Source organism: Amycolatopsis acidicola (assembly GCF_007713735.2).
Lineage (GTDB): Bacteria > Actinomycetota > Actinomycetes > Mycobacteriales > Pseudonocardiaceae > Amycolatopsis_E > Amycolatopsis_E acidicola.
The window spans coordinates 53,529-75,952 of record NZ_VMNW02000029.1 but is presented as its reverse complement, the minus strand read 5'-3'; the positions used below and the strand labels follow the sequence as shown (position 1 = coordinate 75,952).

17 protein-coding genes, 2 tRNA genes and 1 pseudogene are annotated in these 22,424 nt (G+C 68.2%); 10 read left to right on the top strand and 10 right to left on the bottom strand.

Going from position 1 to position 22,424, the window contains the following annotated elements; all coding sequences use genetic code 11:
• The first annotated feature begins 97 nt into the window (after positions 1 to 97).
• From FPZ12_RS20440 to FPZ12_RS20425, 4 genes are all read left to right on the top strand, one after another.
• Complete coding sequence (locus FPZ12_RS20440; protein ID WP_144747326.1) at positions 98 to 3,406, top strand: S8 family serine peptidase; 3,309 nt, start codon at positions 98 to 100, stop codon at positions 3,404 to 3,406.
• A gap of 426 nt (positions 3,407 to 3,832) precedes the next feature.
• The gene (locus tag FPZ12_RS20435; protein WP_144747328.1) at positions 3,833 to 4,876 is read left to right on the top strand and encodes a 3-isopropylmalate dehydrogenase; all 1,044 of its coding nucleotides are present in this window, start codon (positions 3,833 to 3,835) and stop codon (positions 4,874 to 4,876) included.
• Positions 4,877 to 5,077: 201 nt separating this feature from the next.
• On the top strand, positions 5,078 to 6,679 hold the full coding sequence (gene cimA, locus FPZ12_RS20430) for a citramalate synthase (protein WP_144747330.1): 1,602 nt from the start codon (positions 5,078 to 5,080) through the stop codon (positions 6,677 to 6,679).
• A gap of 51 nt (positions 6,680 to 6,730) precedes the next feature.
• A complete protein-coding gene (locus FPZ12_RS20425; protein WP_144747332.1) occupies positions 6,731 to 7,501 on the top strand; it encodes a fumarylacetoacetate hydrolase family protein in 771 nt (256 codons plus the stop codon).
• Here the strand turns inward: FPZ12_RS20425 and FPZ12_RS20420 are convergent.
• The gene (locus FPZ12_RS20420; RefSeq protein ID WP_144747334.1) at positions 7,476 to 8,711 is read right to left on the bottom strand and encodes an FAD-dependent oxidoreductase; all 1,236 of its coding nucleotides are present in this window, start codon (positions 8,709 to 8,711) and stop codon (positions 7,476 to 7,478) included. The two genes, FPZ12_RS20425 and FPZ12_RS20420, sit on opposite strands and share 26 nt — an antisense overlap.
• Positions 8,712 to 8,799: 88 nt before the next feature.
• On the opposite strand from FPZ12_RS20420, the gene gltX reads away from it, so the two are divergent.
• From gltX to FPZ12_RS20400, 4 genes are all read left to right on the top strand, one after another.
• Positions 8,800 to 10,278, top strand: coding sequence for a glutamate--tRNA ligase (gltX, locus tag FPZ12_RS20415; protein WP_144747336.1), 1,479 nt, complete (start codon positions 8,800 to 8,802; stop codon positions 10,276 to 10,278).
• A 173-nt stretch (positions 10,279 to 10,451) separates the two neighbouring features.
• On the top strand, positions 10,452 to 11,159 hold the full coding sequence (locus FPZ12_RS20410; protein WP_144747427.1) for an HAD family hydrolase: 708 nt from the start codon (positions 10,452 to 10,454) through the stop codon (positions 11,157 to 11,159).
• Positions 11,160 to 11,251: 92 nt separating this feature from the next.
• A tRNA-Gln gene (locus tag FPZ12_RS20405) sits at positions 11,252 to 11,323 on the top strand.
• Positions 11,324 to 11,383: 60 nt separating this feature from the next.
• Positions 11,384 to 11,456: transfer RNA gene (locus tag FPZ12_RS20400), tRNA-Glu, on the top strand.
• A gap of 644 nt (positions 11,457 to 12,100) precedes the next feature.
• On the opposite strand, the pseudogene FPZ12_RS46505 reads toward FPZ12_RS20400, so the two are convergent.
• The 8 genes and pseudogenes from FPZ12_RS46505 to FPZ12_RS20360 all read right to left on the bottom strand — a co-directional run.
• Positions 12,101 to 13,084: pseudogene (locus FPZ12_RS46505) on the bottom strand (recombinase family protein); the annotation flags it as partial.
• Positions 13,085 to 13,403: 319 nt separating this feature from the next.
• A complete protein-coding gene (locus FPZ12_RS20390) occupies positions 13,404 to 13,676 on the bottom strand; it encodes a hypothetical protein (protein WP_144747338.1) in 273 nt (90 codons plus the stop codon).
• 93 nt (positions 13,677 to 13,769) lie between these two features.
• Entirely contained in the window at positions 13,770 to 14,720 is a 951-nt protein-coding gene (locus FPZ12_RS20385) for a DNA-methyltransferase (protein WP_144747340.1), read from the bottom strand.
• A 114-nt stretch (positions 14,721 to 14,834) separates the two neighbouring features.
• Complete coding sequence (locus FPZ12_RS20380) at positions 14,835 to 15,749, bottom strand: adenine nucleotide alpha hydrolase family protein (RefSeq protein WP_243769941.1); 915 nt, start codon at positions 15,747 to 15,749, stop codon at positions 14,835 to 14,837.
• Positions 15,746 to 16,894, bottom strand: a complete 1,149-nt coding sequence (locus tag FPZ12_RS20375) for a DNA-methyltransferase (protein ID WP_144747342.1) — start codon at positions 16,892 to 16,894, stop codon at positions 15,746 to 15,748. Before FPZ12_RS20375 ends, FPZ12_RS20380 begins: the two co-directional genes overlap by 4 nt.
• A complete protein-coding gene (locus FPZ12_RS47105) occupies positions 16,891 to 17,484 on the bottom strand; it encodes a recombinase family protein (protein WP_144747344.1) in 594 nt (197 codons plus the stop codon). The genes FPZ12_RS20375 and FPZ12_RS47105 overlap by 4 nt, the downstream gene beginning before the upstream one ends.
• A gap of 42 nt (positions 17,485 to 17,526) precedes the next feature.
• Positions 17,527 to 18,441, bottom strand: coding sequence for a DNA methyltransferase (locus tag FPZ12_RS20365; protein WP_144747346.1), 915 nt, complete (start codon positions 18,439 to 18,441; stop codon positions 17,527 to 17,529).
• Positions 18,434 to 19,174: a hypothetical protein gene (locus FPZ12_RS20360; protein ID WP_144747348.1), complete on the bottom strand. Its 741-nt coding sequence runs from the start codon at positions 19,172 to 19,174 to the stop codon at positions 18,434 to 18,436. The genes FPZ12_RS20365 and FPZ12_RS20360 overlap by 8 nt, the downstream gene beginning before the upstream one ends.
• Before the next feature lie 533 nt (positions 19,175 to 19,707).
• On the opposite strand from FPZ12_RS20360, the gene FPZ12_RS20355 reads away from it, so the two are divergent.
• Both FPZ12_RS20355 and FPZ12_RS20350 read left to right on the top strand, forming a co-directional pair.
• Positions 19,708 to 20,715: a hypothetical protein gene (locus FPZ12_RS20355; protein WP_166462838.1), complete on the top strand. Its 1,008-nt coding sequence runs from the start codon at positions 19,708 to 19,710 to the stop codon at positions 20,713 to 20,715.
• Complete coding sequence (locus FPZ12_RS20350) at positions 20,706 to 21,107, top strand: pilin (protein WP_243769940.1); 402 nt, start codon at positions 20,706 to 20,708, stop codon at positions 21,105 to 21,107. Before FPZ12_RS20355 ends, FPZ12_RS20350 begins: the two co-directional genes overlap by 10 nt.
• A gap of 8 nt (positions 21,108 to 21,115) precedes the next feature.
• Here FPZ12_RS20350 and FPZ12_RS20345 read toward each other — a convergent pair whose 3' ends face one another.
• A complete protein-coding gene (locus FPZ12_RS20345; RefSeq protein WP_144747350.1) occupies positions 21,116 to 22,309 on the bottom strand; it encodes an IS110 family RNA-guided transposase in 1,194 nt (397 codons plus the stop codon).
• Positions 22,310 to 22,424: the final 115 nt, after the last annotated feature.

Below are 22,424 nucleotides of genomic sequence, written 5' to 3'. Positions count from 1 at the left end.
GAAGAGCCGACGAAAGTCGGATTTATCCCACGATGCACTAGTCGGCCGCCGGGCTCCTCCGCTAAGTTCTCAGCCTCATCCTGATCAGGAGGGGTTCATGAGACCTTGGGCCCGGCGGTCTACCGCGGCCGTTTTCGCGCTGCTCCTCAGCTCGTCTCTTCCCGTCTCGGCCGCGGCCGAGGACGCGTCGGCGGACGGCCTGCCGGTCGCTTCGATCCCCGCGGATTCCTTGCAGGGCAAGCTTTCCGCCCGGCTCGGCGCGGCGTCGGGGAAGACGACGGCGTTCATCGAACTCGCCCGACAGCCCGCCGTGGACGCGTTCAACGCCGAGCAGGCGAAGGGGAGCGGGCCGGACAAGGCCAAGCAGGCGGCCAACGCGGCGAAGGCCGGGGTCACCGGCGTCGTCAACGCCGTGCTGGGCCAGCTCCGCTCCGCCGACACCGGGACCAAAGTGCTGTACCAGACGGCGAACGCGGTCCCCGGCGTCGTGGTGACGGCGGACGCGGCGAAGATCCGCGACCTCGCCGCGCGGGACGACGTGGTGTCGATCCGCACGGTGGTGCCCAAGACGCGCGGCAACAGCAGCGCCGCGCAGCTCACGAACGTCCTCGCCACCTGGCAGCAGACCGGACGCTACGGCGACGGGATCCGGATAGGCGTGATCGACGACGGCATCGATTACACCCATGCGGACTTCGGCGGCGAAGGCACGAAGGATGCCTACAACGCGATCGACAGGTCGAAGGCCACCCCCGCGTTTCCCACCGCGAAGGTCGTGGGCGGCACCGATCTCGTGGGCGACGACTACGACTCGGGCGGCACCACGGGCTCGCCCGAACCGGCGCCGGACCCCAACCCGCTGGCCTGCGGCGAACACGGCACCCACGTGGCCGGCACTGTCGGCGGTTTCGGGGTCGACGCCGATGGCGGCACCTTCACCGGCGACTACTCGAAACTGACCGCGGACTCGCTCAACGCCATGAAGATCGGCCCGGGCACGGCGCCGAAGTCCTCGCTGTACGCGATCAAGGTGTTCGGCTGCTCGGGGTCGACGACGGTCACTTCGCAGGCGCTCGACTGGGCGCTGGATCCCAACGGGGACGGGGATTTCTCCGATCGTCTCGACCTGATCAACATGTCACTGGGCAGCGACTACGGCGCGCCGGACGACCCGGACTCGCTGTTCGTGCGCAAGCTCGCCGACAACGACGTGCTCTCGGTGATCTCCGCGGGCAACGCCGGTGACGTCTACGACGCCGCGGGCTCGCCCGGCAACACGCCGGAAGCGCTTACCGTGGCGAGCAGCCGCGACGCCTCGGTGTTGCGCGACGCGGCCGATGTCGCGGCGCCGGCGGACATCGCGGGTCCGAAGGGCGGGCAGTACAGCCTGAACTACGTCGGCTACGACAACCTCGACGCGACGAACAGTGTCGTGAAGCTCTCGTCGGCGAACGCGGACGGCTGCGCCGCGTACAGCGCAACCGACAAGACGGCCGTGGCGGGCAAGTTCGTGTGGCTGGAATGGGACGACAACGACGCGACGCGCGCCTGCGGTTCGGCCGCGCGGGCGAACAATGCGCAGGCCGCCGGAGCCGCCGGCGTGCTGCTTTCCTCGGCGGTGGAGCACTTCGGGGCCTCGATCGCGGGCAACTCGGCCGTGCCGATGTTCCAGTTCACCGCCTCCGCGACGGCGCGGCTGCGGCCCGCGCTGGACGCCGGCACGTTGTCGGTCCGGCTCTACGGCGCCGGGCGGACCAGCCTGCCGACCGCTGATCCGTCCATTGTGGACACACCGAGTTCGTTCACCTCGCGGGGTGTGCGCGGCCCGGCGGTGAAGCCGGACGTTTCCGCGCCCGGTGACACGATCTCGTCGGCGTTCCGCGGCAGCGGCAACGACCGCGCGGTGCTGTCGGGCACCTCGATGGCGGCGCCGCACACGGCCGGGATCGCCGCGCTGGTGCGGCAGGCACACCCGGACTGGTCCGTCGAGGAGGTCAAGGCCGCCGTCGTCACCACCGCGGGCCACGACCTCGCCGCCAACGGGGAAACCTATGGGCCGCAACGGGTCGGCGCGGGCCGCGTGGACGCGAAGGCCGCGGTGGACACCTCGGTGCTCGCCTATGTGCAGGACGACCCGGGCGTGGTCAGCGTCGGCTTCGGCACCGTCGAGGTGAGCCGTCCACTGTCGCTGACGAAGACGATCAAGGTGGTCAACAAGGGCAGCACCCCGGTCACGTACCGGGTCGCTTACGAGGGCATCACGCAGCTGCCCGGCGTGCAGTACCAGCTGTCCACCAACTCCGTGCGCGTCGCTCCGCACGGTGTCGCGCAGGTCCGGGTGACGCTGCGGATCACGGACCCGGCCGCGCTGCGCAAGATCGCCGACCCGACCGTCGAGGCCGAGCAGGCTGGCCTCGCGCGGCAGTTCGTCGCCGACGCGTCGGGCCGTGTGGTGCTGAGCCCGTCGTCCGGCGGGACGGCGCTGCGGGTGCCGGTGTACTCGGCGCCGAAGCCGGTTTCCTCGATCAGCGCGCCGAATTCGGTGAACTTCCGCGGGGACACGGCGACGCTGAACCTCAGCGGGCGCGGGCTCGACCAGGGCACCGGGAGCGAGCGGTACGAGTCGCTGATCAGCGTGCTGGAGCTGCAGGCGTCGTCGCCGCGGCTGCCCAGCTGCAAGGGCAAGCTCACCGACGGGTGCACGATCAACGACACCGCGAAGGGCGGTGATCTGCGGTTCGTCGGCGCCACTTCCACGGCGCCCCAAGCGAAAGCGGCGGGCGACCCGTCGAGCGCGCTGCTCGCGTTCGGGCTGTCAACGTGGGGCGACTGGGCGAACCTCGGCAGCAACACGATCCCGTTCGTGGACATCGACACCACCGGCGACGGGAAGCCGGACTTCGAGTCCTACGTGACGAAGGCGACCGGCACCGACGTGCTGCTGGTGAACACCGTGGATCTCAACGCCCCGGGCTTCCCCTCGGTGGACGTACAGGCGGTCAATGGCCAGCTGGGCGACGTGGACACGAACGTCTTCGACACCGACGTGATCGTGCTGCCGGTGAGTCTCGCCGCGCTCGGGATCGACCCGGCCGCGGCCACCCACAAGATCAGCTACACGGTGGGCGTCGCCGGCTACTACGTGGCGCCGAGCAGCGTGGACGGGCTGATCGACAGCATCGGCACGCCGTCGTCGTTCGACCCGCTGGCACCGGCGTACTCGGTCTCCGGGCGCGGCGACCCGGCGCTGGTCTACGCGGCGGAACCGGGCACGCACCTCGTCGTCACCCGCAACGCCGCGAGCACGGACACCGTCCAGGGGTTGCTCGCGCTGTATCACCACAACGGCTCGGGATCCCGTGCCTCGGTGATCACGATCCACGTTCCGGGGCGTCCCGCTACGTGAGATGGGGCCACCGCACGTGTGTTGGCCGCCTCGGTCGGCGAGTTTGCCGTTCGCGTCGGTGTGTTGGCCCCCGGCGTTGGTGCGTTGGCGGCGCCCGGGGCCAACACTCGCGCCCTCGCCCGCCCCGACGAACAGGGGGCGCGGGCGGCAAATACACCGACGCGGGTGGCAAACACGGCGACGCGGGTGGCCAACACAGCCGGGGCGGGGATCGGCACGCCCCGGCCGCTGGTCCAGCAGGCCCATCGGGTCTCCCCCGCGGAGGGGAGCTTGCGCTGAATGGGTGTCTCGGCGCTGGGGAAGTTCAGTCATAAGGGTGGTGCCGGTTTGGGCTAATGGCGACGGCCGGTAACCTGCCGTCGCTGGAGTTTTCGTGCGCACGGGGCTGAGGGCGCCCCGGCGCACTGGTCGAGAAGAGGTGTCTGGATGCGGCTCGCGGTGATCCCAGGAGATGGGATCGGTCCCGAAGTGATCACCGAGGCGCTCAAGGTTCTCGGGGAAGTCGCCCCGTCGGTGGAGAGCACGACCTACGACCTTGGCGCCGCGCGCTGGCACGCCACCGGTGAACTGCTGCCGGAGTCCGTGCTGGGCGAGCTGCGCCAGCACGACGCGATCCTGCTCGGCGCGGTCGGCGACCCGACGGTGCCCAGCGGGATCCTCGAGCGCGGCCTGCTGCTGCGCCTGCGGTTCGAGCTCGACCACCACGTGAACCTGCGGCCGGCGCGGCTGTACCCGGGCGTGCGCGGCCCGCTGGCCGACACGGCGGCGGAGATCGACATGGTGGTCGTGCGCGAAGGCACCGAAGGCCCGTACGCGGGCAACGGCGGCCTGCTGCGCAAGGACACCGAGCACGAGATCGCGACCGAGGTCAGCGTCAACACCGCGTTCGGGGTGCGCCGCGTGGTGGCGGACGCCTTCAACCGCGCGGAGGAGCGGCCCCGCAAGCACCTCACGCTGGTGCACAAGACGAACGTGATGCTGCACGCCGGCTCGTTGTGGTCGCGGATCGTCGAGGAGGTCTCGCTCGAGCACCCCGACGTGACGGTCAACTACTCCCACGTGGACGCGGCGACGATCCACATGGTGACCGACCCCGCCCGGTTCGACGTGATCGTCACCGACAACCTGTTCGGCGACATCATCACCGACCTCGCCGCCGCGGTGACCGGTGGCATCGGGCTCGCCGCGAGCGGCAACCTGGACATCACCCGCCGCAACCCGAGCATGTTCGAGCCGGTGCACGGCAGCGCCCCGGACATCGCCGGGCAGGGGCTCGCCGACCCGACCGCCGCCGTGCTGTCGGTTTCGCTGCTGCTGGACCACCTCGGCCAGCGCGAGGCGGCCCGCCGGATCGAGGCTTCGGTCGCCTTCGACCTGGCCACCCGCGATCAGGCGAATCCGGGCTCCACCACGGCGATCGGTGACAGGCTGGCCGCGCTGGTGTCCTCGAACACGCGGCCGGTGGGCTGAGCATTTCCGTCCCGAACCCCGTCCGGCATTTGGTGCCGGGCGGGGTTTGTGGCATCATGGCGTCATGACTTTCTCCGCCATCATTATCGGCAGGCGCGCCGGCTAGCGTCCTCAAAGGACACCCGGCGCGCTGACCTCCTGCATGACTGCGGGAGGTTTTTTTGTTGCCTGGCCGCTTTTTCCCACCACGAGGAGCACATCGTGACCCGCACGGAGCCCGCCGGAACCCCGCTCGGCGACGAGTTCCACCTGTACGACACCACGCTGCGCGACGGCGCGCAGCGGGAGGGGATCTCGTACTCTGTCGGTGACAAGCTGGCGGTCGCGCGGCTGCTCGACGAGCTGGGCGTCGGGTTCATCGAAGGCGGCTGGCCCGGCGCGCTGCCGAAGGACACCGAATTCTTCGCGCGCGCCGCGAAAGGCGAGCTGGAGCTGCGGCACGCGGCGCTCGTCGCGTTCGGATCCACCCGGAAAGCGGGCGGTACGGCCGAAAAAGACGCGCAGGTGCGCGCGCTGCTCGATTCGCAGGCGCCGGTGGTCACGCTGGTGGCGAAATCCGACCGCCGCCACATCGAGCGCGCGCTGCGCGTGGACGTGGCGGAGGCCTGCGCGATGGTGTCCGACACGGTGTCCTTCCTCGTCCGCGAAGGCCGCCGCGTTTTCCTTGACGCGGAACACTTTTTCGACGGTTACGCCGCCGACCCCGAAACCGCGCTGCGCGTGCTGGACGCGGCGGCGGAAGGCGGCGCGGACGTCGTCGTGCTGTGTGACACCAACGGCGGGCAGCTCCCGCTCGGCCTGGCCGAGACGGTGCGCGAGGTCAAGGCGCGCACCGGGTACCGGCTCGGCATCCACTGCCAGGACGACACTTCCTGCGCCGTGGCGAACAGCATCGCGGCCGTGCAGGCCGGCGCGAGCCACGTGCAGTGCACAGCGAACGGTTACGGGGAACGGGCGGGCAACGCCGATCTGTTCGCCGTGACGGGAAACCTGGTGGCCAAGCTCGGCATGGAGGTGCTCCCGAACGGGGCCGCCGAGCTGACCCGCGTCTCCCATGCCCTTGCCGAAATCGCGAACATCGCCCCCGACACCCACCAGGCCTACGTCGGGGCGTCGGCCTTCGCCCACAAGGCGGGGCTGCACGCGAGCGCGATCAAGGTGGATCCGTTGTTGTACAACCACATCGATCCGGCCTTCGTCGGCAATGACATGCGGGTCCTGGTCACCGAGATGGCCGGCAGGGCGAGCCTGGAGCTCAAGGGACGTGAGCTCGGGGTGGACCTTGCCGGCCGGCCTGAAGTCGTCACCAGCGTGGTGGACAAGGTGAAGCGGCTGGAGGCGGCGGGCTGGTCGTTCGAGGCCGCCGACGCTTCGCTGGAGTTGTTGCTGCGCAAGGAAGCGGGGGAGGACAACGGGGAGCCGCCGTTCACGCTGGAGTCCTACCGCGTGGTGCTCGACCACCGTGACGACGGTGAAGTGCTCTCCGAGGCCACCGTCAAGGTGGTCGTCAAGGGCGAGCGGGTGATCGAAACCGCGGAGGGCAACGGTCCGGTGCACGCGCTGGATGCCGCGCTGCGCAAGGCTTTGCGCCCGTTCCTGTCCTGGTTGGACAGTGTGGAGCTCGCGGACTACAAGGTGCGCATCCTCTCCGGCCACCCCGGCACGGACGCGACCACGAGGGTGCTGGTCGAATCCCGTGACGGCGAGCGCGAGTGGACCACGGTGGGCGTGCACCCGAACATCGTGGAGGCGAGCTGGCTGGCGCTGTGTGACGCGTTGGTGCACAAGGACCTGCGCGGCTGAGGAGGGGGCAGGGCCCGGCGGCGGTTGCGCCGGGCCCGTACACTCACGGCCGTGCGCTTAGCTCGGATTGCTCATGCTGGTGGGGTCGCGTTCGCTTCGATCGAGGGAGAGGGTGACGCGGCGCAGGTGCTGGAGATCGCCGAACATCCCTTCGGCAATCCCAACTACACCGGGAAACGCTGGCCGCTGGCCGACGTCCGGCTGCTCGCCCCGATCCTGCCGAGCAAGGTGATCGCCGTCGGCCGCAACTACGCCGCGCACGCGGCCGAGTTCGGCAACGAGGTGCCCACCTCGCCGATGATCTTCCTCAAGCCGTCCACCAGCGTGATCGGCCCGAACGCGGCCATCAAGCTGCCCGCCGCCTCCGAGCAGGTGGACTACGAGGGCGAGCTGGCCGTGGTGATCGGCCAGCCGATCCGCAACGTGCCCGCCTCCCGCGCGGCGAGCGTCATCCTCGGCTACACGGTGGCGAACGACGTCAGCGCGCGCGACTTCCAGCGCGCCGACGGGCAGTGGGGTCGCGCGAAGGGGTTCGACACGTTCTGCCCGCTCGGCCCGTGGATCGAGACGGCGCTCGACCCGTCCGACCTTGCCCTGCGCACCGAGCTGAACGGCGAGGTCAAGCAGGACTCCCGCACCTCGCTGCTGATCCACAAGATCCCGGAGCTGGTCGAGTTCATCTCCGGCGTGATGACCCTGCTGCCCGGTGACGTGATCCTCACCGGCACCCCGGCCGGCGTCGGCCCCATCACCGACGGGCAGCAGGTCTCGATCACCATCGAGGGCATCGGCACGCTCACGAATCCCGCGCAGACCGCCTAGCGAACTCCGGCGCGTGCTCCGGCAGGAACCCGACACCGACCAGGTAAGCGGGCACCCGCCGGACCGCGGGGACGAGGTTGAGCAGGCGCACGACCGCCTTGGGCGGGCCGTTGCGCCTGCCCTCGATCGCCGGGCGCACGAACGAGTGGTGCATGGCCCGCTGGATCGCCTGCACCAGCACGGTCGGCAGCCACCGCCGCCGGTGCACCCGCGCGAGGTCGCGTTTGGTCACGTGGCCCCGGCGCAGCGGCCCGGCGAGCAGCCGGGCGGTGGCCACCGCGTCCTGCACGGCGAGGTTGATCCCGACTCCGCCGACCGGTGACATCGCGTGCGCCGCGTCGCCGATGCAGAGCGCGCCGTCGACGTGCCAGCGTTTCACCAGGTTCAGCCGCACGTCGAGGACCTTGACGTCGTCCAGCGACTCGAGCTTGCCCACCCGGTCGGTGAACTCGGGCAGCGCTTCGGCGACCTTCGCGCGGAACGCGTCCAGCCCCTCGGCGCGCAGCTGCCGGTCGGTGCCTTTCCTTGCCAGGTAAGCGATCTGGAAGTACCCCTCGCGCGGGATGACGATCACGAAGCTGCCCCGGCGCATGCCGGGAACGAGGCTGTCGCGCTCGTCGCCCTCGCGGGGCAGGCGGAACCACCAGGTGTCCATCGGCACCGGGAACTCGCGTGGCATCAGCCCGGCGAGGGTACGGATCACCGACCAGCGGCCGTCGCAGCCCACGGTCAGCTCGGCCTCGATCTCGCCGGTCCGCCCGTCCGCGGTCTGGTAGGCGACGCCGGTGACCCGGCCCTTGTCGCGCAGCAGGCCGATCACCTCGGTGTCCATCCGCAGGTGGAAGTTCGGCTCCGCGCGGCCCGCTTCGGCCAGCAGGTCGAGCAGGTCCCACTGCGGCACCATCGCGACGTACGGGTGCGGGACGTTCAGCCGCGTGAAGTCGGCGACCGTGAGGTTGTGGTTCTCGTCGACCGGCAGCGAGACCTGGTTCAGCCTGCTCTGCGGCAGTGCGGCGAACTTCTCGCCGAGGCCGAGCTCGTCGAGCAGCGTGAGCGTCGACGGGTGCACCGTGTCGCCGCGGAAGTCACGCAGGAAGTCGCTGTGCTTCTCCAGCACCGTCACGTCCACCCCGGCCCTGGCCAGCAGCAACCCGAGCACCATCCCGGCGGGGCCGCCCCCGGCGACGAGGCAGGTCGTGCGCTCGTTCATCGTCTCCACCCCTTTTTCATCGCTTGTTGAATAACCTCAGGATGGCGTGCGCGGCGGGGTTCGTCAAGCGGGATAGGCTGAACGAGCTATGACTGAGAACGCAGTGCGCGCCCGCTTCTGTCCCTCGCCCACCGGCACCCCGCACGTCGGGCTGATCCGGACGGCGCTGTTCAACTGGGCCTTCGCCCGCCACCACGGCGGCAAGCTCGTGTTCCGCATCGAAGACACCGACGCGGCCCGTGACAGCGAAGAGTCCTACGAGCAGCTGCTGGACGCGCTGCGCTGGCTCGGCATCGACTGGGACGAGGGGCCGGACGCCGGCGGCGAGTACGGCCCGTACCGGCAGAGCCTGCGGCGCGACATCTACGCGGATGTCGCCCAGCGCCTGCTCGCGGCGGGCGAGCTGTACGAAGCGTTCTCCACCAACGAAGAGGTCGAGGCCCGCCGCAAGGCCGCGGGCCAGGACCCGAAGCTGGGCTACGACAACTTCGACCGTGAGCTCACCGAAGAGCAGCGCGAGGCGTTCCGCGCCGAAGGCCGCAAGCCCGTGCTGCGGCTGCGGATGCCGGCCGAGGACCTCGGCTGGACCGACCTCGTGCGCGGGCCGATCAGCTTCCCCGCCGGCACCATCCCGGACCCGGTTCTGGTGCGTGCCAACGGGGATCCGCTGTACACGCTGACCAACCCGGTCGACGACGCGCTGATGCGGATCACGCACGTGCTGCGCGGCGAGGACCTGCTGCCGTCCACGCCGCGGCAGATCGCGCTGTACGCGGCGCTGCGGCGGATCGGCGTCACCGACTTCACCCCCGAGTTCGGCCATCTGCCGTACGTGATGGGGGAGGGCAACAAGAAACTGTCCAAACGGGACCCTTCTTCGAACCTCTTCAACTACCGCGACCGCGGGTTCATCCCCGAGGGGCTGCTGAACTATCTGGCACTGCTGGGCTGGTCGATCGCCGACGACCGCGACGTGTTCAGCGTGCAGGAGCTGGTGGACGCCTTCGAGATCACGAAGGTCAGCGCGAACCCGGCCCGGTTCGACGTGAAGAAGGCCGAAGCGATCAACGGCACGCACCTGCGCGCGCTGCCGGTCGACGACTTCGTGCGGCGGGTGATCCCGTACCTCGCCGCGGCGGGCGTACTTCCGGCGCAGCCGGGTGAGGAGCAGCTGGCGAAGCTGAACGTGATCGCGCCGCTGGTGCAGGAGCGGATCACGGTGCTCGGCGACGCCGCCGGACTCGTCCGGTTCCTGTTCGTCGACGAAGAAACCTTTGCCCCGGAAGAGGATTCGGCGGCGAAGGCGCTCGGCCCCGACTCCGAGCCGGTGCTGCGGGCGGCCATCGAGGCGCTGGAGAAGCTGCCGGAGTGGCAGACGGCGCAGATCGAGCAGGCGCTCAAGGACGCGCTCGTGGAGGGTCTGGGTCTCAAGCCCCGTAAGGCTTTCGCGCCGATCCGGGTCGCCGTCACCGGGCGCACCGTTTCGCCGCCGCTGTACGAGTCGATGGAACTCCTCGGTCGCGACGTTTCACTCGGTCGGCTGAAGCGGGCCTTGCCGGGCAACTGAACGTAGAGGGTCACGATCCCGAATCGACCGGGCTAATCACCTTGTCGGCCGAATCGCTGACGCGTTCTGTCCCCTAACCTCGCTGGGTGGATTTTGCGCGCACGTGCACGACTGGCCCCGAAACCGCGCTGGGCGCCCCGGCCGATCCCTGGACTCCGCCGAGTCTGCGACTGGTGTGCCTGGACATCGACGACACGCTCGTCGACTTCTCGGCGGCGGGTCAGCGCGCGCTCGCCGCGCTCATCGGCAGGGCGGACATGTGGCCGCTCTGGGAGCGGGTCACCGACCGGCATGTGGCGCTCGTGGTGGCGGGGGAGCTCGACTACGCCTCGATGCATCTGAGACGCACGCAGTGCTTTCTCGGGGAGCTGGGGGTGGCGGCCGACGCCGAGTACGTCGCCGGGTTCGAAAAGCGGCGCAAGGAGCAGCTGCGGCTGTCGTGGCGGTTGTTCGAGGATGTGCTGCCGTGCTTGGACTGGCTCCGGGCCGCCGGCGTACTGCTGGCGGCCGTGACGAACGCCTCCGGTAACCACCAGCGCGCCAAGCTGGCCGACCTCGGGCTGGCCCGGTTCTTCGACCATGTGGCCATCGCGGGCGAGGTGGGGGTCGCCAAACCTGATCCAGTGATGTTCCACTCAGTTTGCGCCGCGCTCGGCTGTGATCCCGCCGAAGCCGCGCACGTGGGCGACAAACTCCAGACCGACGCCGTCGGGGCCCGCGACGCCGGGCTCGAAGGCGTCTGGCTCGACCGGTACGACGTGGCCGGGGATGAAGCGGCGGACGAGCTGCCCGACGGGGTGCACGTCATCGCCGGTCTTGACGAGCTCCCGCAGCTGCTGGTCAGCGAGTTCGCCCGGATCGGCGTGCCCGCGCCGAGGTGACACCGGCCCCCGGTTTCGGGTGCGCGAGGCGGTGGGCTAATATTTCTTCCCGGCGGTGCTGATCCGGTTCGCGAACGGAACGGCAAATCCGTTGGGGTATGGTGTAATCGGCAGCACGACTGATTCTGGTTCAGTTAGTCTAGGTTCGAGTCCTGGTACCCCAGCTGCGAAGTGGAAAACCTACTCTGGTAAGTTCTTCCTCGCAAGACAGCAAGAAGTTCCTAGCCCCCGTCGTCTAGCGGCCTAGGACGCCGGCCTCTCACGCCGGTAGCGTGGGTTCGAATCCCATCGGGGGTACATACAGCATCCTCACTAAAGTCGTCTGCTCGTTGAGCAGGCGACTTTCTTGGTTTCGGCATCTCGTGGCCGGTCCTTTCTGCGTGGTCGATGATGGTGGGCAGGTCGTCAGCGGGGAGGCAGATCTCGATCCTGAGCTCGTCCTCTTCTCCGGTGTTGTCTGTGAGCTGGATCGCAACTTGGAGTGCCTCGAACAGGCTTCTGAGCTGGTCTTGGGGTGCTTCGGCGAGGTTGAACGTGAGGATCGGTAGTGCGTCGAGTAGTGCGATCTCGCGTGCGCTGGGTTTGTCCGGCGCGGTCTCCGTGATCGTGTCGAGGTTGGCGATGGCGGCGAGCGTTGCCTTCTTCTGGGACTCCAGATCGTTGTAGGTGCGTCGCAGGCCTTGGGTGAACGGGTCGTCGGGGTCGCTGTCTTGGGCTTGGCGCAAGATCGAGGTCTGGCGGCGGGCCAGGTCGGTGAGGACGCGTTCGAGGCGTTCGCGCTCAGCGCGGTTTTGGTCGGCTGCTCGTTCGTTGAGCCCGTCGAGGTCGGCGATGAGGATTTCGCGGCGCTGGGGGCCGAAGACGCGGTCCGAGAGGAACCGGGCGAGCGCGTCGAGGAGGGAGGGCTCGCGCAGATAGGTTGCCTTGGGGTGTCCGTGATGGAGATCGGGTCGTCCGCGGTTGTTCTTCTTGGGTGCGCACACGTAGTAGCCGATGTTGTGCCGTGTGGTGCCGGCCATTCGGCGTCCGCAGGTGCAGAAGACCATGCCGCGCAAGACGTAGGTTTGCAGGGTTTCGGGATGGGCGTTGAGGTCGTTGTCGGCGCGTGAGCCACGGCGTGCTTCGCGGCGGGCGTTGACTTCGTCGTACATCCACTTGGGAATCAGCGGTTCGTGGACTGGCTTCGGTGACCAGACCCACTTGACGGGGTCGTTGATCTTGCCTCGTTTGGACCGCATCGCCCGGCGGTTGAATACCTGGTAGCCGGTGTATTTCGGGTTGCGGAGGATCTCGTAGACACTGGCTTTGCCCCAGGCGTTGCGTGCTCGTGTCTTGCTGGGCGGCTGCGGTGGCGGGTATTTCGTGAGGTCGGCGTTGAGGCGGTCGGCGATGGTGTTGTAGCCGAGTCCTTCGTGGTAGCGCCAGTTCGCGATCTGGGTGACGGTCTCCGCACGGAGCCCGTCCGGTTCGAGCCTGCTTTTGGTGTGCCCCTTCTCGGCCTTGGTCGGGTTGGGGTGCGGCAGGACTTTCGCCTTGTAGCCGTACGGTGGTTTGCCGATGTTGAAGCCCTCGCGGACGTGCGTGCACAGTCCGCCCCAGGACTGTTCGAGGGTGTTGAGGACTTCGTACTCGGCGATGGACTGGTTGATCCGCCGCTGCAGCACACGTTGCGCGCGGCTACCGGACAACGTGATCGGCTCGTTGGAGGCGAACAGCGGAACGTCCGCGCGTTCCAACGCTCGCTCGACCGTGAGACCTTCGAAGGCGCGGCGTGCGACGCGGGAGATGCTTTCGCAGATGACAACATCGAAGCCGCGCGCGGTTTGTTCCGCGTCGGACAACAGATCTGCGATGCCGCCGTCTCGGGCGATCGGAATGTCGAATCGTTCGTAGTTTTCCTTGCGTCCCCGTTGGTCGAGTTCCATGCGGCCGGACTCGATGTCGTAGAAGTGAGCGACGATCACCCAGGATTCGGGGAGTGCTGTCTTGCAGTTCCCGAGTTGCCGCACCAGTGATTGGCGCGGGTCTTGCTGGTCCTCAGTGGAGGTTCGCCCGAGGAACGCGACTCGGACTTCGTCGCGCATCAGTGCTGCGGTCGAGACGCCGAGCGGCGATACCGCGTAGTCGGAGAGGCCGGAGGGGCCTGAGACCGGGATGGAGTTCATCCCGCGGCGTTCAACGGCCGGTGCTGGCGGGTTGACGACGAGGTCGTCCTCGATGCTCATGGTGTTTCTCCGCGGGCATTCATGCTGCGCGCTCCTGGTTCTCGTCGGTGGCTTCATCCCGTTGCTGCTGTGCAGCCCACCGCAGGAGGTCGGCAGTAATCGAGGCGAGTTCACGGCGTAACCGGCGTCCTTCGGCTCCACCCACGCGGATGACGGTGCCGACAAAACGACGCGAGCGCGTACGGTGGCCCGATTGCCGGTAGATCCACGTCGCGTCGTTTGTGGAGCGTCGAGGGAACGGGATTACTACGGCGTTTTCGGTAGTGTCCGCGTTCTCGCGTTCGCTGTTCACCAGCCACTCCTCCCTTGCGCGGGCCCGAAAGCGTAGCGTCGATCGTCGGAAAAAGGAGGCCCCAAACGAGTGGCCGGCCCGGATCAGCGCGATTCATCCCGCCGTCCGGTCGCTCCCGAGCGCAGAGATCCGGCGTCGCGCGATCGCGTGGTAGCCGGGGTTGGTGTCGATGCCGGTGAACCGGCGGCCGAGTTCACGGGCCGCGACGCCGGTGGTGCCGCTGCCGCTGAACGGATCCAGGACGTGACCCCCGGGTGGGCATCCGGCGGCGATGCAGCGACGCGGGATCTCCACCGGGGAGGGTGCTGGGTGTCCGGTGCGTGACCGGTCCGGCGGGATGGTCCACACGTTGCCGGGGTTGCGTCCACGCTGGCCCTGATCTGGGGTGCGGGGCCAGTTTCCGCGTGCGGTGTTGGGCTTGTTGCCGCTGCGGTGGGTGCGCCGGGACAGTGCGCGGTCGCCAGTGTAGGGCTGGCGGATCGCGTCGAGGTCGAAGTAGTAGTCCGGTTGCGTGACGAACAGGAAGATCGTCTCGTGGCGGGTCGCGAGCCGGTCGCGGATGGGTGTCGGGGTGGTGTGTGGCTTGTGCCAGATGACCGCCGAACGCAGGATCCATCCGTCGCCTTGGAGGGCCAGGGCGAGTCGCCACGGCATGCCGAGGAGGTTCTTGTGGGGCACGTCGGCTGGCGGTCGATACCGCGGTTGTCCGGCTTGGCCTGGCGCGGTGCACCGGTAGCCGTCGGAGTTGGTGGAGTAGCTGTCGCCGAGGTTGATCCATACCGTCGCCCGCGGAGCGAGGACGCGGCGCGCGGCGGCGAACACCGCGCGCAAGGTGTCGAGGTATCCGGCGCCCGTCGGTTCCATCCCGATCTGCGGATGTGCCTGCGTCGCATCGCGGGCGTAGTCGCGTAGGCGCCAGTAGGGCGGGCTGGTGACAAGACAGTCCACCGACGTGTCCGGTAGCTCCGCGATCCCGGCTTGCGCATCCGCGGTGATCAAGGTGAAACCGTTGTCCTGCGGGGTGTTCTCGTGGACAGTGGTCATATGGTCCAGCTCGCCCTGGCCACGACGACGGAGCCCGCCGGATGGTCGTTATTGATCATGTGTGGGTGTCTTTCGTCGCGAGTTGCGCCATGTGGCTTGGCATGGGTCGAGTGCTCAAGCGGCACGTTGCTCGGCTACGGCGTCGATGTCGACGGGTTCGCCGGACCGGCACGACCACGGGGAGCAGCCGTCAGGCTCGGGATCGTCGTCAACGATGGTGAGATGTCGCCGCGAGCGTGGGGCTAGATCGACCTCGTCCAGTGGGCGCAGGGACCGGTGTACGAAGAACTCGCCGCGGAGCGGTTTTCCGGCAGCGATCGCCCGAGGACTACCGTGCCGGATGGCCTTGTCGAACGCGACGAGGTCTTGCCAGGCGTCGGGGTCGTTGTCACGTAGCCAGCGCAACCGGGCGTTGCCCGAATACGGGCACCCTACGCAAGCGCTCTTGACCGTCTCGCCAAATCCCCGATCAGCCAGGTATTGGACGCGGTCGTCGCGGCTCATTCCCAAGTCCAGCAAGGGAAACACATTGCGCAGGTAACGCACGTCCGCGTCTTTGGCCCGATGAACCTCGTCGATGCTGATCCCGATCGCTTGCTCCGCGAAAACTCCGGGCGGGACTCGAGTCGGGTGTGGATACCCCAGCAACTCGCGTGCGGCCGCCTTCAGCGGTTTGATCTTGTATTCGCCTGTGCACTGCCGTCGTGCCATGCCTTTGGTGCCGTCCGGATTGCGCACGTGCAGAGGCATTGTGACGAATCGGGAAGTCTTGTCCAGTGCATCGCGACGGATGTTGCCCGATGATACGGATCGAATCGGGATGCCTGCGCGTTCGGCCACCTTGGCCACTTTGGCCAGCTGGGTGTAGACCGCTCGCGGTTCCCAGCCCGTGTCAGCGAACAAGGCGTAGTCAAAACGAGGGATCTTGCGTTCGCAAGCCAGGAGTAACACCGTCGTGCTTTGAACTCCAGCGCCCAGCGACAGCAGGCGAAGAGCTGGTTGGGACGATTGAACTCGGACCATGTTCATGCTGCGGCGCCCCGTTCCCGCGGACCAGCCGGGCCAGGAGCTGTTTGCCGCGTTAGCCGACGTAAGCCGATGTCGTGGAAGGCCGTGTTCAGGTCGATGCCGATGTAGGCGCGGCCGAGTTGGTGGGCGGCCAGCCCGGTGGTGGCGGCGCCGCTGAACGGGTCGAGCACGATGCCGCCGGGCGGGGAGCCGGCGGCGATGCACCGCAACGGTATGTCGACGGGGAAGGCGGCGAAGTGCGCTTCGCGCAAGGGACGGGTTGCGATGGACCAGACGTCGCCGGGGTTCTTGCCGCGCGAGTGTGAGGCGGAGTGCCGTGATCCGGTGGGGAGCATCGCGTCGCCGTGGGCCTTTCCGGCGAACGCGCTGGTGTCGTGGTACTTGCCGTCCCCGCCTTGCCTGCGGCGGTGGCTGTTCGCACTTTCGCCGGTCGGTTCGCGGATCGGGTCGAGGTTGAAGTAGTACTGCTGCTGTTTGGTCAGCAGGAACAACATTTCGTACCGGTTGGACAGTCGGTCTCGGACTGACTCGGGCATGGCGTTGGGCTTGTGCCAAACGATGGCGTTGCGCAGGATCCACCCGTCGCCCTGCAGCGCGAACGCGACTCTCCAGGGCATGCCGATGAGGTTCTTCGGCGGCAACGCCCGCGTGCGCGACACCGCGGCACGACGCACGGATTCCCGCAGCGGCAGTGCCGCAGTTCGGCCCGCGAGCGTGCTTGCTCGCATTGGGGTGCTGGTGTGGCCGGGCAGGCCGGCCGAATACGAATCACCGAGGTTCAGCCACACGGTTCCCGTGTCGGCCAAGACACGGTGCAGTTGTGCGAAGACGCCGCGGAGCCGGTCGACATAGTCCTGCGGTGTTGCTTCCAGGCCGTGCTGGTCGTCCTCGCGCCGTGCGCCGCAGCGGCGGCATCGCTGCGGCGCTTTGCCGTCGCGGCCGGCAGCCGCCAGATGTTCGCAGCCGGGGATTCCACCGACCCAGGTCCCGGTTCCGTAATCCCGTAATCCCCAGTAGGGCGGGCTGGTGACGACGCAGTCCACGCTCCGCGCTGGCAGGCTGGATAGGGTTGTCGTGGCGTCGCCCGTGTACAGCGTGATCGCGTCGTCGCGGTAGTGAACCGTGCTCGTCGATGGCTCGGTCATGCCGCCGCCCAAGCGTGCGGGCGCGTCCGAACCCAGGGGGAGCGACTGTTGTACACCGCCCAGAACACGCTCGGTTTGACTAAGGCTTCGTGGCTTCGTTGCCGCGACCACGTCCAGCGTTCTGGCGGCTGCTCGGTTCCGCGCACTTTGCGGCCGCGCACGACATATCCGAGATACGCGGGGTTGTTCAGGATGGTGCGGACGCGAGCCGGACTCCACGCGCTTAGCCGGCCGGAGACGGGGTCGAGGGGCTGCGGGTGGTGCTGTTCAACGAGGTGTCGAACGATGGCGCGTTCGCCTAGCTTGTCGTGTAGATGCCAGGCGAAGATCGCCGGCACAACCGGTGCGCGTAGTTCGTCGACGGCGAGTCGGTGCCGCCAGCCACCAGGCCGAGCATGGTGCTCGACCCACCTGTGGTCCAGGACGTAGCCGTAAGGTGCGGGGCCGAGCCACCATCCGTCGCGCGTGAGCTGCCGAAGCCCGGACACCGAGTGCTGAGTTCGCGGGGCTCCGCGCCCGCAAGAGGGAAATAGATTGCGCAGCCTCTGCCACCGAGGCGGCCTTATGTTTACGTGCGCGCGGTGGTTCATGGAATTCTCTCCTTGCAACGGAGTCGCGAGTGGACGGTTCGATCACGCGGCGGCTTGGACCAGCTGTGGTTCGCGAGCACGAAGGCGCGGGCCGAACTGCGCGGGCGCTGGCTGGCTCAGGGCTGGCTCGCGCGATTCGGGATCGGCTTGGAACACCAGCACGGTCTGGTGGGCGGGCAACGCGACCGGACGGCCGAGGGCGCGTGCGGCGCGGGCCGTGCTCCGCCGCTCGGCGAGCGTTGCGTGGGAGTAGATGCGGTCTCGGCGCACGGCGGCCGTGAGAGCCAGGCAACGCGCGATCGGTACGAACCCTGCAGCCCGAGCGGCGTCGATGACATGGCCGGACGTGTCGAGCAGGTCGTGCCGCACCGGATGGCGTGGTGACGCGGACGTGATGACCACGTAGCCGCCGGGGCGGACGAGCGGTCGGTACTGGGACAAGAGCTGCTGCAACCTGTGCATGCCGCCGGCCGTGTCACCGTTTGGGTCCGCGAGACGCGCCGTGGTCAGCAGGAGGCCTACGCGTCCGGTCATTCCCGCAGTGGCCGCTGCGACTGCCGTGCCTGGACGTCGGTCGAGGACGAGGACCATGCCGTCGACGAACACACCGCGCGCCTTGGTCGCGGTCACGTTGGCCCGGGCCAAGCGCCACCAGCGGCGCTGCCCGGTGAGCCCGATCGCGTGTCGTCCGCAACGGAGCGCTTCGACGACGGTGGTGCCCGCTCCGCAGTCTGGATCCAGCACCACATCGCCGGGTTCGGTGAATGCCGTGATGGCGTAATGGGCGATCGCGGGAGCCATGAGAGCGGGGTCCGAGCTGGTGGCCCGGTGGTAGCCGCCCTCGTCCAGCTGGGCTTCGATGCTGGCCGTCCCGGTCGGCCACACCGAGGTCAAAACCGGACGCTCCGACTGCTCGCGCTTCGGCCCCGGGGCGTTGTTGTCGGGGCGCCTAGACATCTGCGGTTCCCTTCCGGTCGTTCGGTGCGGGCAGCCGTCCGAACAGAACGAGGTCGTGGTGCACAGAGCGAACGTGCAACGGATCCAAGTCGTAGGGGCGCGGCGCCGCCGAGCCGCCCAACCGGTCTGGAAGACCTGCAGCCAGCACAGCGATGTGGTCGAGACGTCGTAGGCCCTGATTACTCAGAGTTTTCGTCAAGACCGAGTGTGGATCGAGCAGGCGCTCTCGGTAGTGATCGCTGTACGTGACTACCGCAGAGAGGCCATGTGGGGTGAGCATGGCGGCCCAGTCGGTGTGGCTGAACCAGTCGGTCGCGTGCGGGTGGAGCGCAGTGATGATCAGATCGAAGCGGTCGCGCGCATTGCTGTCGGTCGGTCGCGGGGGATGTGCCGAGTCTGCGTCGGGGTCAGCGACTGCGCGCAGGCCGAGCCGACTCGGTCGGTGTCCGGACCCCGACTCGGCGTCGATGTCCGCGGGTGGGTCGGTGTGGTCGCACGCGTGGTCCGGTGAGGAGGTTTCGGTCGCGGTGTCGACGCTGCGGCCGAGCCGGGTCACGGTCCAGACCGCTTCGGAAAGTCCGGCGTACGGGTCAGTGCTGTGGGTGCCCGGCGGTGCGTGCTCGGGTGTTGGCGGGATGAGTAGAAGAACGCGGTCGCCAGGGCTGGTGTAGGTCCTGACGAGGGTGACGATCGTGCGCCCGAGCCAGCCTGCGAGGCGTGCTGTGCCGGGCAATGCGTCTGCGTCGGCGAAGGGCCAAAGAGTCGTCGGCCGCGCTACGCGGAGACCACTCGCTGCAGCTGTTCGGGAGGAGCCGCGATGCCGGCGCCGGCCGACGCGCATCGGGATCGTTGTCCGGCGATGCACCGTGCGGTGCGGACCTCGCCCGGGCTCGCTGTGCGGTGTCGACGTCATCGGTGGCCTTCCCTCGCGGTGTGATCGGCGTGGTCTGCCAGATTCACTCCAAGAGGCCGGATTCTCGGCTGATTTTGGACACCAAGAAATTCGATTTCCCGACTGGCTCGATGACCGCTCTATGGGGTTCCCGGTTGTGCGGCGATTTTTATTTTCCGGCTCCCGGAGTGGGCTACTAAGAAGTGCTTAAAGGCGCCAGGTTGAGCGCCGCTAGATCCCGTCCGTCCCTTCGGGCTTAAGAGCGCTTCACCTGCTACTAAGAAGATCATCATTGTTATTTTGTTGTCCTTTTCTTTTTGTGGCACTGGTGTCCTGGCCTGGTCGATGTCAGCGATCCGACCAGGAGCGACGAAATGGGCAACGAAGAGAACGACTCCGCGGCTGTTCGACGCAGCCGCGAGGCGCATGAATGGCTCCCCCTGGATACAGCGCGGGATGCCTTTGGCTGGTTGGTGACCGGGCCGAATCCGATGGCCGTGGACGGCACCCGATTCGAGGGATTGCCGCGTCGGCCGGTGCCGCTCGACGAGCTCCGCGACCGGCTGATGAGCAAGCAATGCCCGCGGCGCACCCGCGATGACGTGTGGGCGCATTTGGTGCTCCAGTCACGTGCCCGCGGAGGCGCTTGGACGGTGGCTTGCGTGGGCATGGCGCTGCCCTCGCTGGCCGCCAGCGCGCGATGGTTGGGAGCTCGCTATCGGGGTGATCGCGCCGACGCCCACGCGGCTGTACTCGCGGGGTTCGTTCAGGCCTTGGCCACAGTGGACTTGGCCGATCCGGGCATCGTCGTCCGGCTGCATTTCGCCGCGCGGCGTGCCGGGCAAGCGGCGTTAGAGGAGTCTCTGGATGCGCCGCCGCCGGTGGATTCCGAGTTCCACTCCACTGCTCCCCGTCCGCCGTACGGACACCCCGACTTGGTGCTCGCGCGTGCCGTCGCCGAGGGAGTCCTGACACCGACCGAGGCAGATCTGATCTCGGCGACGAGGCTCGGTGATGTGCCGCTGACCGACTGGGGCGCGAAGCACCAGAGCGAGTACTGGGCGACCTACAAAGTCCGCCGGCGGGCAGAACACCGACTCGCTTCGTGGTTGGCCGACCGCGTCGGGACGGCCGACCCCGAGGACCCCGTCGCCGAGGCCGCGCTGTCGTCGATCTCCGCTGGCGAAGAAGCCGCGGCCATCGACGAGAACGCCGACACGTCACGCGCGGTAAGCGGCCGCCGTCGCAACGGACGACCGGCGAACCCGAGGAAATCGTCACGCTTGGTGTCCAAAAAAGACCCGAAATCCGGCCTCTTGGGGTGCGGGGAGACCTCACCCGCCGAGCACGAGCCGACTTCGGAGGTGCCCCGATGCGCCTGACACCCCAGCGACAGAACCGGCGCATCGCCGTGCCGCCGCGACCGTCACCGCTGCGCCGGACAGTATTCCGTCTCGTCGCCGCGACGGCGCTCGGCGCTGTCTTGCTGACCGTTGCCACCGCGGGTTCGGCACAGGGCTCGACGCAGGTTCTCGCGCTCGCCGCCAGCATCGACCAGGTCTTCGACAACGTCCGCAACTGGCTCGTCGGCATTCTGGCCGGACTCGCCACCGTGTTCCTGACCGTCGGCGGCGTCCGGTACCTGATGGCCGGCGGCGACCCAGGCGAAGTGGAGAAAGCCAAGCAGGCGTTCAAGTCTGCCGGGTGGGGTTACGCGCTCGCCGCGCTGGCGCCACTCGTGGTGGAGATCCTGCGCGGGATTGTCGGTTCCTGATGTCTCTGTCAAGCAGCGTCAGGGATGTTTGTTCGACTGGTCGGGTTGTAAGGCTGCTGGTCGCGGACCATCGCCCAGAGCACGTTGACCCGGCGCCGTGCCAGTGCGATTTGCGCCTGGACGGCTCGTTTGCCTTCGGCGCGTTTGCGCAGGTAATACTCGCGCGAGGGGCCAGGCACGTTGGCTGCGACCATCGCCGAGATGTAGAAGACCCGCCGCAACATCCGGTTGTAGCGGATTGGTCGGTGCAGGTTGCCGCTGATCCGTCCGGAGTCGCGTGGAATGGGAGCGAGTCCGGCGTAGGCGGCCAGGTGGTTCGGACCGCTGAAGTTGGCCAGGTCGCCGGTGGCGACCAGGAATTCGGCGGTCAGCGTGACGCCCATGCCGGGCATGCTTGTGATCACGGTGCCGGCCGGATGTGCGGCCACCTTCTCGGCAAGTTCGTGGTCGACCTGTTTGATCCATTTGTCCAGGGCAAGGATCTGCCGGGCGATCTCGGCCACGATCCGCGCGGTGGTGGCCTGGCCGCGGACGGCGATGGTCTGGGCTTTGGCCGCAGCCATGACGCGGTCGGCGATCGCATCTGCGGCGCGGGCGCCGTGCCCGATGAGGTGGGCCGAGATCACCTTGACGCCGGCGGCGCGCACGTCGCTGGCAGTTTGCCACCGCGCGAGCAACACGAGCGAGGTGCGCTTGCGCAAGTCCAGGGCACGGTCCAGGCCCGGGAAGATGCCGGTCAGATGCACGCGCAGCCTGGTGATCAGCCGGGCACGATCACCCACAGCGTCGCCCCGGTGCGTCACCAGGGTCGCGAGCTCGGCGACCAGCTCGGCTGGTGGCACGAGCGTGGTGCAGTCCCGGCGCATGCGTGCCTGGTCGGCGATGACAAGCGCGTCCCGCGCATCCGTTTTGGCCTCGCCGCGGTAGCTGTCCGCGGCGCGGTTGACCATGCGCCCGGGTACATACACCACGCGAGCACCGGCGCGGTGCAAGAGGGCCAGCGCGATCGCCGTCGAGCTGTCGGTCAGATCGATAGCCCACGTCAACTCTTCAGCCAGCCTGGTCGTGTCGGCGATCAACTGCTCGATGGTGGCCTGGTCGTTGGGCACCTTGCGGGACAACACAGTGCTGCCCGTCTCATCGACGGCCACCGCCCAGTGGTGGGTCTTGCCCCCGTCGATGCCGATCCACGCCTTGCTCAACCACTGCCTCCTCGATCGCCGTACCGGTGTGCCGCGGACAACTCCACCGACACACCCCTACATAGCGATCTGCGCGCACGTCCTGATCAGTGGTCGGAGCGTCCTTGGAGGCCGA

Bases quoted from the DNA above. Each gene is read 5' to 3' on its own strand.
- FPZ12_RS20355 (WP_166462838.1), top strand. From the start codon at position 19,708: ATGGGCAACGAAGAGAACGACTCCGCGGCTGTTCGACGCAGCCGCGAG.
- FPZ12_RS20375 (WP_144747342.1), bottom strand. From the start codon at position 16,894: ATGACCGAGCCATCGACGAGCACGGTTCACTACCGCGACGACGCGATC.
- FPZ12_RS20365 (WP_144747346.1), bottom strand. From the start codon at position 18,441: ATGTCTAGGCGCCCCGACAACAACGCCCCGGGGCCGAAGCGCGAGCAG.
- gltX (WP_144747336.1), top strand. From the start codon at position 8,800: ATGACTGAGAACGCAGTGCGCGCCCGCTTCTGTCCCTCGCCCACCGGC.
- FPZ12_RS20350 (WP_243769940.1), top strand. From the start codon at position 20,706: ATGCGCCTGACACCCCAGCGACAGAACCGGCGCATCGCCGTGCCGCCG.
- FPZ12_RS20420 (WP_144747334.1), bottom strand. From the start codon at position 8,711: ATGAACGAGCGCACGACCTGCCTCGTCGCCGGGGGCGGCCCCGCCGGG.
- FPZ12_RS20385 (WP_144747340.1), bottom strand. From the start codon at position 14,720: ATGACCACTGTCCACGAGAACACCCCGCAGGACAACGGTTTCACCTTG.
- FPZ12_RS47105 (WP_144747344.1), bottom strand. From the start codon at position 17,484: ATGAACCACCGCGCGCACGTAAACATAAGGCCGCCTCGGTGGCAGAGG.
- FPZ12_RS20380 (WP_243769941.1), bottom strand. From the start codon at position 15,749: ATGAACATGGTCCGAGTTCAATCGTCCCAACCAGCTCTTCGCCTGCTG.
- FPZ12_RS20435 (WP_144747328.1), top strand. From the start codon at position 3,833: ATGCGGCTCGCGGTGATCCCAGGAGATGGGATCGGTCCCGAAGTGATC.
- FPZ12_RS20440 (WP_144747326.1), top strand. From the start codon at position 98: ATGAGACCTTGGGCCCGGCGGTCTACCGCGGCCGTTTTCGCGCTGCTC.